The organism is Mycobacterium sp. PDNC021 (genome assembly GCF_048282635.1).
GTDB classification, from domain to species: domain Bacteria; phylum Actinomycetota; class Actinomycetes; order Mycobacteriales; family Mycobacteriaceae; genus Mycobacterium; species Mycobacterium llatzerense.
The window spans coordinates 3,185,172-3,197,480 of sequence record NZ_CP182502.1 but is presented as its reverse complement, the minus strand read 5'-3'; the positions used below and the strand labels follow the sequence as shown (position 1 = coordinate 3,197,480).

General features: G+C 68.7%; 9 protein-coding genes. 5 read left to right on the top strand and 4 right to left on the bottom strand.

The genetic code is table 11. The features are described from left to right. Positions 1-13 precede the first annotated feature (13 nt). A complete protein-coding gene (locus ACNO8X_RS15090) occupies positions 14-1,393 on the bottom strand; it encodes a cytochrome P450 (protein ID WP_418001650.1) in 1,380 nt (459 codons plus the stop codon). A gap of 109 nt (positions 1,394-1,502) precedes the next feature. On the opposite strand from ACNO8X_RS15090, the gene ACNO8X_RS15085 reads away from it, so the two are divergent. After that, a complete protein-coding gene (locus ACNO8X_RS15085) occupies positions 1,503-2,357 on the top strand; it encodes an FHA domain-containing protein (RefSeq protein WP_418001649.1) in 855 nt (284 codons plus the stop codon). On the opposite strand, the gene ACNO8X_RS15080 is transcribed toward ACNO8X_RS15085, so the two are convergent. Together ACNO8X_RS15080 and ACNO8X_RS15075 are read right to left on the bottom strand one after the other, a co-directional pair. Next, positions 2,351-5,455 carry an FAD-dependent oxidoreductase gene (locus ACNO8X_RS15080; protein WP_418001648.1) on the bottom strand — a complete coding sequence of 1,035 codons (3,105 nt, stop codon included), beginning with the start codon at positions 5,453-5,455 and terminating at the stop codon, positions 2,351-2,353. The two genes, ACNO8X_RS15085 and ACNO8X_RS15080, sit on opposite strands and share 7 nt — an antisense overlap. 124 nt (positions 5,456-5,579) lie before the next feature. Next, the gene (locus ACNO8X_RS15075; protein ID WP_418001647.1) at positions 5,580-7,523 is read right to left on the bottom strand and encodes a serine/threonine-protein kinase; all 1,944 of its coding nucleotides are present in this window, start codon (positions 7,521-7,523) and stop codon (positions 5,580-5,582) included. Between the two features lie 105 nt (positions 7,524-7,628). On the opposite strand from ACNO8X_RS15075, the gene ACNO8X_RS15070 reads away from it, so the two are divergent. Next, complete coding sequence (locus ACNO8X_RS15070) at positions 7,629-8,996, top strand: FAD-binding oxidoreductase (protein WP_418001646.1); 1,368 nt, start codon at positions 7,629-7,631, stop codon at positions 8,994-8,996. Here ACNO8X_RS15070 and ACNO8X_RS15065 read toward each other — a convergent pair. Beyond that, positions 8,971-9,246 (bottom strand): hypothetical protein, encoded by a 276-nt coding sequence (locus ACNO8X_RS15065; RefSeq protein ID WP_418001645.1) that lies wholly within the window; start codon positions 9,244-9,246, stop codon positions 8,971-8,973. The genes ACNO8X_RS15070 and ACNO8X_RS15065 overlap by 26 nt on opposite strands. 141 nt (positions 9,247-9,387) lie before the next feature. Here ACNO8X_RS15065 and ACNO8X_RS15060 point away from each other — a divergent pair, with 141 nt between their 5' ends. The 3 genes from ACNO8X_RS15060 to ACNO8X_RS15050 are packed head-to-tail and all read left to right on the top strand — an operon-like array spanning position 9,388 to position 12,308. Continuing rightward, positions 9,388-9,822: a three-helix bundle dimerization domain-containing protein gene (locus tag ACNO8X_RS15060; RefSeq protein ID WP_418001644.1), complete on the top strand. Its 435-nt coding sequence runs from the start codon at positions 9,388-9,390 to the stop codon at positions 9,820-9,822. Between the two features lie 45 nt (positions 9,823-9,867). Then, a complete protein-coding gene (locus ACNO8X_RS15055) occupies positions 9,868-11,022 on the top strand; it encodes an acyl-CoA dehydrogenase family protein (RefSeq protein WP_418001643.1) in 1,155 nt (384 codons plus the stop codon). Further along, on the top strand, positions 11,022-12,308 hold the full coding sequence (locus ACNO8X_RS15050; protein WP_418001642.1) for a ClC family H(+)/Cl(-) exchange transporter: 1,287 nt from the start codon (positions 11,022-11,024) through the stop codon (positions 12,306-12,308). Before ACNO8X_RS15055 ends, ACNO8X_RS15050 begins: the two co-directional genes overlap by 1 nt. The last annotated feature ends 1 nt before the right edge of the window (position 12,309 follow it).

Below are 12,309 nucleotides of genomic sequence, written 5' to 3'. Positions count from 1 at the left end.
CATCTGCCAGCTGTCAGTGCGGGGCTGCCGGGCACCTCGGCTGCGCGGTCTCGCCCGCCGGGGCAACGTGATGACGTGCGCGAACGGTGATGCGGGCGCCCTGGTCGGGGACCAGCGTGACGTGCTTGAGCCGCTGGCCCTCGCCGTCCGCGGCGGTGATCTCCAGCTCCGCGCGGCGCAGCACCTCCCGCAGCACGACGCGCATCTCCACCAGCGCGAACGTCGCGCCCAGACAGCGCCGGTTGCCGCCGCCGAACGGCAGCCATGTGGTCGGGCCGGGGACGGTGCCGACCATCCGGTCCGGGTCGAAGCGCTCGGGGTCGACGTACTGTTCGGCGCTGGCATGCACCAGACCGACGCCCGGCACGACCATGACGCCCTTGGGCAGCCGGTAGCCGCCGATCTCCACCGGCTCGGTCAGCACCCGGCCGACGTCGTAGACCACGGGGCGAATGCGCAGCACTTCGCGGACTATCGCGTCGAGGTACTCGTCGCCGGCCGGTTCCCCGGCCGCACTCGCGTGGGCGGCTGCCACGGCCTTTTCCAGCGCGTCCGGGTGCCGCGTCAGGCGTTCCAGCGTCCAGGACAGGGCGGTCGCGGTGGTGTCGTGGCCGGCGGCCAACAGCGTCATCAATTGATCGCGCAGCTCGCGGTCGGTGATGTGCCGGCGGTCTTCGTCGGCGGCCCGGATCAGCATCGCCAGGACGTCGGTGCGCTGGGCGAGCTCCGGGTCGGCCCGCCGTTCGGCGATCTCGGCGTAGATCAGCGCGTCTGCTGCCGCCAGCCGCTTCTTCACGACGGTCCATGGCCACACGCGGTACAGCTGCGGGCGCGCGATCGACAGTGCCGCAATCCCGTTCAGATCAAGGAGCTTCGGCATCGCGGTGCGAAGCGCGGCGAGACGGTCAGGATCGGTCGCGCCGATCACCGTCTGCAGGATCACTTCGAGCGTGAGCGCCGACATGTGCGGCGCCACCGCGAATTCTGTTCTCACCGGCCAGTTCTCGATGGACTCCACGGCGATGGCGGCCATCGCGCCCGTCTGCCGGTCAACGGCGCCGCGCGTGAACGGTTTGAGCATCAACCGCCGCCGGTCGGCGTGCACCTCGTCGTCGACGACCAGGACCGAGTGCTCGCCCACCAGCCCCTTGAGCATCGAATTCGCCTCGCCCGCATGGAAAGTGTGCGGATCACCGGCGAACACCTGCTTGATGTGGCCGGGATCGGTCAAGTAGACGAAGGTCCCCAACGAGGCGATCCGCAGGGTGAACATGGCACCGTATCGCCGTTCGCATTTGGCGACGAAACCCGGCCAGTCCCGCAGCAGGAGTGCGGTTTGAGCCACCGCCGGCAGCCGCGGCCCCGGAGGTAGATCGGTTCCTCGATGACGCATGTTCGCTCACCCCCATCGGTAAGCCGACTCTACCCATTCGCCGCATGGCACGGGGTCGGGCGCTGACTTATCATCAGCATCTGCGGCACACTACCGAGGCGGCGACAAGGTGGAACAGAAGCGGCATTACGTGGCCATCGGCCGCGGCGAAGGTCTGGTCGCCCGATTCGGCGATGTACTGATATTCATCGCCGACGCCGCCAGGGCCCGTCCCCTCCTCCAGGTCACCGCAACTACCCCGCCGCCGGCGTTGCCTCAGACGCTCGCCACGTTGGCGTACGGCGCGGAGTCCGACACCGCGCCGTCCTTCGGCGCGCTCGTGCCGACAGCCGACGGACTGCACCTGATCGTGCGCGGCGAGGTGATCGCCGACGTCGAGGCGGGCGGCGGTCACCGGCGGCTCAGCGGCGGCGGCCGGCCGTTGGTCGACGAGACCGTCGCCCCGTGGTTCGACCGAATCACGATCTGCACCGCCACAACCACATTCGTGCCCTGCGCCGAGACCGATCTGGTCGCCGGCGTGGTGCCCGGTGCCGGCTTCGTGCTGCAGTCGAGTCGGGCGCGGTCAGCTGCCCAGCAGTCACCACCGCAAGCACCCGCGACCACGCGCGCCCGTCCCGTCACCGGAGCGCTGACCGCTGACGACGGGGCCGTGTACCCCTTGGACCGCACGTACATCATCGGCCGCAACCCGATGGTCGATCCCGCGGTGACCAGCGGGGCGGCATCACCCATCAGCCTGCCCGACGACCCGCAGGTGTCCCGGGTCCACGCGTATGTCACGGTCAACGGCGGCATGGTGTTGGTCCGTGACGCGGGAACCGCCGCCGGCACCCACACCGCGGCGCCGGGAGACCAGATCTGGACGCAGATCGGCGATCAGCCCTTCGAGCTGCTGCCCGGCTGCTACCTGCGGATCGGTCAGAAGATCCTGACCTACGATGTGTCAACCCAGGATCAGTAGGCAAGTCTGTCGGCGTCGGACAGGATGTCCCAGTCGCCGGTCCTCAGCACCCCCAGCGCCACCGGCCCGACTCGTCGCTGCTCGCGGACCGCTTTCTGCGCAGCCACGAGGTCGGCCGGATGGTGCCCCAGCACCGTGGCCCCCACGGCACGGCCGCGTGACACCACGAGCCTGCGATAGGACGGCAGCGCCGGCCGATCGATGACCACCACCTCGTCGCCCGGGCCGGGGTCCACCGGACCGATCGAAAACAGCTCCAATTCAACGCCTTTGAGGATGGTCGGTGGCGTCTCGACCGGGACGGTCCGGTCACCGCCCAGCGCATTGACGGCAGCCGCCTCGGCTTGTTCCGTGGCCACCGGCCATAAGCCGAGCACCCGGCCGCCGTGCTCGGCCACGTCGCCGGCCGCGTAAACGCCGGGCACCCGGGTCTGCATCCGGTCGTCGACCAGTACCCCTTTGCCGACGGGAAGGCCTGCATCCCTGGCCAATTCGATGTTGGGCCGGATGCCGGTAGCGGCCAGGAACACCTCGCACGACAGGATCCGGCCGTCCTTGAACCGCAGCCCGGTGACGGCGGGGTCGCCCCGCACTTCCGCGGTTTCCGCCTTGTGTGTGATGGTGATTCCCGCCCTGGCGAAGTGCTCGGCCACGAGCTGCGAGCAGCGCGCGTCGATCTGCTTGCTCAGCAACCGGGTCCCGCGTTCCAGCACCGTCACCCGCAGCCCGAGCTGATGGAGGCAGTAGGCCGCCTCCAGCCCCAGCAGACCACCACCTGCCACCACCGCATGGCGGGCCCGGCGCTCCTGCACGTAGGAGCGGATCCGCATGGCATCGGCCGCCGACCGCAGCACGACGCTGCCGGGCCGGTTCAAGCCAGGGATGTCAGGCACCGCGGCACTGGACCCCATCGCCAGGACCAACCTGTCGTAGGGCAGCTTCTCACCGGTGCCCAACCGCACCAGCTGCGACCGCAGATGGATGCCGGTGGCCCAGGTGTTCAGCCACGCGGTGACGCCGTGCTCGTCGTACCACTGCTCGGGCAGCAGGTACAGCCCTTGCATCGCGGACCTGCCGTACACCAGCCGGGAGATGCCCATCCGGTTGTACAGACCGTGAGGTTCGGCTCCCACCACATGGATTTCGCAGTCGGGGTGCCCGCGGCGCAGGAAATCCGCGGCCGTCACTCCCGCGATGCCGTTGCCGATCACCACGACGCTGACGATCGAGCGGTCGTAGCCGACCGGCCTACTCGCGGTGGTGTCGGCGCGTTCGGGCGTCAGCGACACCGTCACATCCCCGCCCTGAATCCGCGCGCAGCATGCCATTCGGCTGGACCTGCCGAGCCCCAGTCGGTTGAGGGTCTTGAGTTCGTCGGCCTCGGCAGGCGACAGACAACCCATCCCTTCGACGATCGACACCGGGTCGGCGCCGCACACACCCATCCGGCAGCCCGCCTCGATCGCCTGCCCGCTGCTTTCCGCGACATCGAGCAGACTCATCCCGATGTCGGCCCCGACGGGGTCCGATCCCGATTCGAAACGCACTCGCACAGCACCGCTTTCGGCGGCAGGGCCGGCCGCGGCGGCCGGCATCGTCGGCGTGTTCAGCAGCACCGGCTCTGCACGGGCACCGGTCAGGTAGGCGAACTGCAGTTCGCTGACCCGGGTACGGGCCAGCCACCACAGCGTCAGGACCGCGATCACCACGGTGATGGGCCACCGCAACCAGGGCGCGTCGACGCCGGTGATCTGTCGCAAGGAGTCTGTGAGGATGGGGCCGGAGAACCAGTAGTAGGCGTTGATCGCCACTGCCGCGAAACCCGCCGTCAGCATCGCCTGGCTGAGCGGTGTGACGGCCTGCAGCACGTAGCAGAGCCCGACGCTCACCAACACGAAAAGCGCCAGCACACCGTACTTTTCGGTCGCCGTCCCACCATGCTGGGCATGCACCGTGAAGAAGCCGATGATGAATCCCGGTAGGGCCGCCGCGAACAGGACGCGCGGCGCGCTCCACCGGGGTTCGGGGTCCGCCATATCGGCCTGCCAGGCCGCCCGGGGTTTGAAGTCGTAACAGTTCTTCGCACATCCGACGCAGGACTCGCAGTGACTGTTGGGCGACGTGACGTACGGGGTCTGGCCGTAGGTGCGCTGCAACGGCAGCAATGGGCAGATGCTGGAACACCAGCCGCTCTTGCCCTTGAACGCCAGACCCCCGGCGAAAGCCGAGGCGATGATCACCGCCAGCACCGCACCCATCGCCGGGCCGTTGCGGTCCAGGCCGACCAGCCGTGCCCCCGCGATGCCGAAGAACAGAGCGGCGGCGATCAGGAACCCGTTGCGCGTCCACCACCCGGGCGCGGTGGCGGCCCGGCTGAACCCCGCCACTCGCGGCAGCTGATTCGATGCCGACAGCGGGCAGATGTTGCGCCACACACCCGGCGCTATGAAGAACAGCGCCGGCCACAGCGGCACGACGATATGGAAGAAGACGAACAGTCCGGCCGCGGGCCGCACGAACATCGTGACCACCACGGCGAGATACGCCAGCACGCTGCCGACCCGGATCGCCTGCCACACCCGGCGCGAAATCGTGTGCGGCAGTTCGGTGTACGGCGGGAAGAGATCCCGGGTGCCGGTGGGATCGATACCCAGCGCCCGCTCCGCCAACCGCAGCCCCAGTGGGCGCACCTGGACCGCGGCGGCTGAGGGGACCGGGACCTCGAGGAGTTTCACCATCTGCATGGTCCGCGTCGGGTCGTGGGCGACCGCGGCGGCCGGCGCTTGATCAGCGGTCACCGGTTTGGGGGCGTGCAGCACGATGATCTCGGTGCGGCCCAACCGGATCACGTCACCGGTCGACAACGTGCCCCGCCCGGTCAGTGCCACGCCGTTGACGGTGCTGCCGTTGCTGCTGCCGAGGTCGACGACCGACAGTGCCGTCGGGCTCGGCACCAGGCGCAGATGTCGCCGGGACACCTCGCTGTCAGCGAGAGTGATGCCTTCGCACTCGCGGCCGAACAGCAGCGGCCTGCTCAGCGTCAACCGGCGGGCCGGCCTGCCCCATTCGCGGACCTCGATCACCGGCGGCTCAGCCATGGTCAGCTCCCCGAGAAGTCGTCACCACGCAGCGCCCGGATGATCTGGGCGAAATCCCTGGTGATCAGCTTAATTCTGGTGAGACCGATCCGCCGTCCGATCCGCATTTCCTGGCAAGTTGCCGTCAATCTCCTGTGCGCACGAACTTGTCGGTGAAGTCACCGCCTTTGCACTCCCCGCCGGTCGAGGTGTTGGTACCTCGACCTTCCAGGGTCCGGATCGGATCCTGCAGATCCGTCGGCAGCGGATATTCGGCGGTGATCTTGAGGTGCGTGGTCCCGCCCAGCGCGCACGGAACAGTCCCTTCCTCCGTGCGCGTCCACTTGCCGGCGGCGAAGATCAACGTGACCACACCGTCCATCGCGTGGAACGCGCTGATGCACCGGTCTCCGGTCCGCAGGCATTGCGTGCGGACCTGTAGATCCGGCGCACCCGGGCCGAAGCCGCCGCTCGAATAGGTGACGTTCTCGTGATAGCGGCCGTGCAGTGTCGAGGCCGGTGACGTGGTGCGCGGCGGCAGGCCGGCGGGGTCGGGCACACTGCTCAGCTCGCCGTCACCAATGCGGGTGAACGTGACCGTCCGTTTGACGCTGCTGCACCCGTTGACAGCGCTTCGGGTGGTCTCGCCGGCCAGGGTGCCGTCGGGCTTGGGCGTCAAAGTGAAGACCACCCACACTTCGGTGGGCGGCTCGCCCGGGGCGTCGGTGCACTTCACTGCCCCCGTCGCGACAGCGACCCAATCACCCGATATCTGGTCGAACGTCATGTTCGACACCACGGGGATGGCGCTCTTACCGGTGTACGACGCGTTGGCGATGCACCCGTTGGACCCGCACGACGAGCGCACACCCCACTCACCCGTCATTGCCGGCCCGCCGGGGATCACCGTTCCTTCCAGATCGGTGGCCGGCCCGTAGTCGGCGCGGTAGCTGCCGCTGAAGCCGCTGCCGGCCGCGGTCGCGGTCGGACTGGGCGCGGCCGGCTTCCCGCCCGGGCGATCGGGCCGGCCGAGTAGCCGCACCCCCGCGAACACCCCGCCGGCCACGACAAGCAGAGCGACCACCGCCAGGACCGCGATGAGCACGCCCGAGCGGGACGATCGAGTTTGCGGCGGGCCGAACTGTGGGGGCGGGTTCAGTTGTGTCGGTGGATTCAGCGGTGGTGGGTTCAGCGGTGGCGGCGCAGGCGCTGCCATGGTCGGCTGGTTGCGAAAATCGTTGGACGCCAATGGCATCGGCCGCAATGCCTGCTGCTGGAGCGCCTGCGCGAACTCCCCGCAACTGGCGAATCGGGCGGCAGGCGTCTTCGACATCGCCCGGGCCAGCACCGGATCCAAGCCGCGCAGTTCTGGGCGGTGCTCCCCCAACGAGGGCGCCGGGGCGGTGACGTGTTTGGTGATGACGACCGCCGGATTGCTGTCCGCATACGGCGGGTTCCCGGTCAGCAGCTGGAATGCCGTGCACGCCAGGGCATATTGATCGGTGCGGCCGTCCATCCCCTCACCCCGGAGCTGCTCCGGCGCGGCGTACGCCACCGTCCCGACCGCCATATTCGTCGCAGTCAGACCGGACGCGTCGTTCATCGGCCGGGCGATCCCGAAGTCGGCGAGGTAGACGCGTGACGTCTCCGCATCCAGCAAGATGTTGGCCGGCTTCACATCTCGGTGCAGCAGCTCGCGCCGGTGCGCGTGGTCAAGTGCTGAGGCCACGGCGGTGATGATCGGCAGCGCGACCTCCGGCGGCATCCCGGCGGGATAGTGGTCGCGCAGCAGTTGCGCGGCGTCGGTCCCGGCCACGTAGTCCATCGAGATCCAGAGCTGGCCGTCGCACTCCCCCCGGTCGTGGACGCCGAGGATGTTGGGGTGCGACAACGTGGACACCAGGTCCGCTTCGCGCAGGAACCGCGGTCCGTACTCCGGGTCCACGGTCAGTTCGGCCGACAGCACCTTCACCGCGTCCAGGCGCGGCAGCCGCGGATGCGAAGCGAGGTACACACTGCCCATGCCGCCCGCGCCTAATTTCCGCCGGATCGTGTAACCGGCGAAAACCTGACCCTCGGTGAGCAACACGGGCAAATCGTAGGCCCGCCGTGCTGCCTACGCAGGCAACGCGGACAAATCCGCCCAGCGGACCAGTTCGGCCCATCGCAGTCCCGGTGTCGATACAGTCCGACGATGCACGCCGCCGCGCTGAACCGTCTCGCCGATGTCTTGCCGGACGGCGCGCTGATCACCGATCCGGACATCATCGAGCGCTACCGCCGGGATTCGGCGGCCGACCCGAACGCCGGCACTCCAGTCGCCGTGGTGCGCCCCGCCAGCACCGCCGACGTGCAACACGTGCTGCGGTGGGCCTCCGAAAACCGCATCGCCGTGGTGCCACGCGGCGCGGGGTCGGGCCTGTCCGGCGGCGCCGACGCCGTCGACGGCTCGGTGGTGCTGAGTACCGAACGCATGCGGGACATCCGGATCGATCCGGCCACCCGGACCGCGGTGGTCCAGCCGGGCCTGACCAACACCGAGGTCAAGCGCGCGGCCGCCGGTCACGGCCTGTGGTACCCGCCGGACCCGTCGTCCATCGACATCTCCTCGATCGGCGGCAACGTCGCGACCAACGCGGGCGGCCTGTGTTGTGTGAAGTACGGCGTCACGGGTGACTACGTACTCGGCATGGAGGTCGTGCTGGCCGACGGTACGGCGCTGCGGCTTGGCGGGCCCCTGCTGAAAGACGTTGCGGGACTGTCCTTGACGAAGCTGTTCATCGGGTCGGAGGGCATTCTCGGTGTCATCACCGAGCTCACGCTGCGGTTGATCCCGGCCCAGCCACCCGCGTCGACGGTGGTTGCCGTGTTCGACTCCGTCGCCGCCGCCGCGAACGCCGTCGTCGCCATCACTGCCGAAATCCGCCCGGCGATGCTGGAATTCATGGACCATGCGAGCATCAACGCAGTCGAGGACCATCTGCGGATGGGCCTCGACCGGTCCACCCGAGCCATGCTGCTGATGCAGTCCGACGCGCCGGGGGCCGCCGCCGCGGAAGTGGCGACCATGATCGCCAACTGCGAGAAGTGCGGTGCCACAGAAGTTTTCGCCACCGACGACCCAGCCGAGGGCGCGGCGTTCACCGCGGCGCGCCGCGGCATGTTCGGCGCGGTCGAGAAGCTCGGCAGCCTGCTGTTGGAGGACGTGGGCGTCCCGATACCCCGATTGCCGGCGATGGTCACCGGGGTCGAGGACATCGCCGATACGTGCGACGTGCAGATCTACATGGTGGCGCACGCCGGGGACGGCAACACCCATCCGATCATCGTCTACGACCCCACCGATCCCGATGCCACCGACCGCGCCGAGCGCGCGTTCGCGCGCATCATGGAGCTGGCCATCGGACTGGGCGGCACCATTACCGGCGAGCACGGCGTCGGACGCCTGAAACGGGACTGGCTGCCCAGTCAGCTCGGTGACGACGTCATGGCGTTGACCCGGCGCATCAAAGATGCGCTGGATCCGCAGGGCATCCTCAACCCTGGTGCGGTACTGCGGTAGTCACTTCGACGTGGGCCCGGACCCGTCCGGCGTCGTCGCACCAGCCCTTGTTCGCGGCGTACACCAGCATCCCGGCCAGGTTCTGCCGCCACTCGTCGTCATCGCCGCGGCCGGCCAGCTCGGTCAGCACGTCCGGCGCGATCCACGCGTGTTCGGGCACCTCGATGACCACCTTGAAGTCCGTGAAATCGTGCGGTTCCCGCACCTCGACGACCGGTGGGACCTGGACGGGGTCGATATGCAGGTACATCCGTGCTCCTTCGCTGCGAGTTGCTCAGATTCTGCGGGCGAACGGCGCCGATCGATCCCGGTTGTCCCACAGCGTGGAGCGAAAAGTCGATCTCACGTGCGCGTCGCCTGGAGGTAACCAACGATCCGTACAGTCGCTCTCATGTCCGCAGCACCCACGAGCCTCACCGAGCAGACCTTCCGGGATCTGCTCACCGCGGCCATCACGCGGGGACAACGGCCGCCACCCACCACCATCCTCGGCCCGACCTGCTGGATTGCGATCGACGTGCTCGCCCGCGAGCACCCGGATGCCACCCCTGAACGGGTCGTCGCCGCGTTCGACGCGTTCGCGATCGAGCACCTGGAGATCGACCGGACCGAATCCCCGGCCGACGTTGACCCTGTCACCGCGCGGGTGGCCGAATACGCCGCCATCGACGCGCTCGTGGCCCAGCTGAGCATCACTTACCCGAACATCGACCTCAGAACCGTGACGGCCGTCGTACGCCGCATTCACGCCGATTTTCACGATCATGCCGTGCGGGACTTCATCCCACTGTTCGTCGAGCAGGCCGCACACCGAAAACTCGCCTAGCTCGACCGGCATCCAGAGCGGCAGCACCCTGGCAAGGTAGTGCCCGTGTCCACTCATCTGACGGCCGAAGAGGCCATGCTCGTCGAGACCGTGCGCGCGTTCGTCGACCGCGACGTCAAGCCCACGGTGCGCGACGTCGAACACGCCAACACCTATCCCGAGGCGTGGATCGAGCAGATGAAGCAGATCGGCATCTACGGGCTGGCCATCCCCGAGGCGTACGGTGGTTCCCCGGTGTCGATGCCCTGTTATGTCGAAGTGACACAGGAACTCTCACGCGGCTGGATGAGCCTCGCCGGCGCCATGGGCGGCCACACCGTGGTGGCCAAGCTCATCGGTTTGTTCGGCACCGAGGAGCAGAAGCAGGCGCATCTGCCGCGGATGGCCACCGGCGAGCTGCGCGCGACCATGGCCCTCACCGAACCCGGTGGCGGCTCGGATCTGCAGAACATGTCGACCACCGCGCGCCTGGACGGCCCCGACCTGGTGATCAACGGCGCCAAGACGTGGATCAGCAACGCGCGCCGGTCCGGGCTCATCGCGCTGCTGTGCAAGACCGATCCGACCGCAGAGCCACGGCACAAAGGCATTTCGGTGGTGCTCGTCGAACACGGTCCCGGCCTGACGGTGTCCCGCGATCTGCCCAAGCTGGGCTACAAGGGCGTCGAATCCTGTGAGCTGACGTTCGACGGCTACCGCATACCCGCGTCGGCGATCCTCGGCGGTGAGCCCGGTAAGGGGTTCGGGCAGATGATGAAAGGCCTTGAGACAGGCCGAATTCAGGTCGCCTCGCGGGCTCTCGGCGTCGCCACCGCGGCGCTGGAGGACGCACTCAAGTACTCCCAGGAGCGCGAGAGCTTCGGTCAGCCGATCTGGCAGCACCAGTCGGTCGGCAATTACCTGGCGGACATGGCCACCAAACTGACGGCCGCCCGTCAGCTGACGCGGTACGCCGCCGAGCGCTACGACAGCGGCGAACGCTGCGACATGGAGGCCGGTATGGCCAAGCTGTTCGCATCCGAGATCGCCATGGAGATCGCGCTCAACGCCGTCCGAATCCACGGCGGCTACGGCTATTCCACCGAATATGACGTCGAACGCTACTTCCGCGACGCCCCGCTGATGATCGTCGGCGAGGGCACCAACGAAATCCAACGCAACGTGATCGCAGCGCAGTTGGTCGCCCGCGGTGGGCTGTGATGGATAAAGCACGCGCCGGCAACGTCGTCGGTTTCGTCCTCGCCGCGGCCGTCGTCGGGGCGTTGACGGGTTTGGCGGCGGGCAGCTTCCGGGTGCTGCTCGATTACGCGACGCAGTGGCGCGCCTCCCTGTCGCACTGGTCCCACGAAAGTTGGTGGGGCCCCGTCGTCATCGTGGCCATCTGCGCCGTCTGCACCGCAGCTGCCGCCTCGCTGGTTCGCCGCGTCGAACCGAACGCCGAGGGCAGTGGCATTCCCCGCGTCGAGGCCGTCGTCGCCGGCCGCGCCGAACCGGGCCGGTTCAGAATCCTGCCCATCAAGTACGTCGGTGGGCTGCTGTCCCTGGGGTCGGGCCTCGCCCTCGGGCGCGAAGGGCCGTCAGTGCAGATGGGTGGCTCCATCGCGATCATCGTGGCGTCGGCGACGCGCCGTTCCCAAGCTGACCTGCGCATCCTCGCCGCCGCCGGCGCGGCCGCCGGCTTGGCCACCGCGTTCAACGCCCCGATCGCCGGCGGGGTGTTCGTGCTGGAGGAGCTCGTCAAACGCTTCGATCCGCGCACCACGGTCGCCACGCTGGTCGCCTCCGCGTCCGGATTCATGGCGGCCTACCCGTTCGTCCGCTCGGGCAGCGAGTTCCAGGTGCCGGCGCTGGCCGATCCTCAGCTGGCGGGCTCCGGTTGGGTGCTGGCAGTGGGCGTGCTCACCGGCGTCCTGGGAGTCCTCTATAACAAGGCCATCATGTTCGGCCTCCGCACCGCCGATACCAGCCGCTGGCCGGTCGAGGTCCGCGCCGCACTCATCGGTGCCGGCGTCGGGATACTGGTCTGGTACTCCCCCCATCTGGCCGGCGGCGGCGACCAACTCACGCAGGAAGCACTACTCGGCCACGGCGCGATCGGTGCCGTCACCGCGGTGCTGGTGGTGCGGTTCGTCCTCGGTGTGGTGTCGTATGCCGCGGGCACGCCGGGTGGTCTGTTCGCCCCGATGCTCGTGCTCGGCGCCGACGTCGGGTTGATCGTCGGCCTGATCGCGGCCCACCTCGCGCCGCATTCCGCGCCCAGCCCGGCCGCACTCGCCCTCATCGGCATGGCTGCGTTCTTCACCGCCAGCGTCCAGGCGCCCGTGACGGGCCTCATCCTCGCCACCGAACTCACGGGCAGCACCAACCAGCTGCCGCCAATGCTCGGTGCCTGCGCGACGGCGCTGCTGGTCGCCATCGCTCTCGGCTCACGCCCGATCTACGACCTGCTCACCGACCGGGCGGCCACCGCGGCTGCTACGCGATAGC

Bases quoted from the DNA above. Each gene is read 5' to 3' on its own strand.
- ACNO8X_RS15090 (WP_418001650.1), bottom strand. From the start codon at position 1,393: ATGCGTCATCGAGGAACCGATCTACCTCCGGGGCCGCGGCTGCCGGCG.
- ACNO8X_RS15080 (WP_418001648.1), bottom strand. From the start codon at position 5,455: ATGGCTGAGCCGCCGGTGATCGAGGTCCGCGAATGGGGCAGGCCGGCC.
- ACNO8X_RS15070 (WP_418001646.1), top strand. From the start codon at position 7,629: ATGCACGCCGCCGCGCTGAACCGTCTCGCCGATGTCTTGCCGGACGGC.
- ACNO8X_RS15065 (WP_418001645.1), bottom strand. From the start codon at position 9,246: ATGTACCTGCATATCGACCCCGTCCAGGTCCCACCGGTCGTCGAGGTG.
- ACNO8X_RS15060 (WP_418001644.1), top strand. From the start codon at position 9,388: ATGTCCGCAGCACCCACGAGCCTCACCGAGCAGACCTTCCGGGATCTG.
- ACNO8X_RS15050 (WP_418001642.1), top strand. From the start codon at position 11,022: ATGGATAAAGCACGCGCCGGCAACGTCGTCGGTTTCGTCCTCGCCGCG.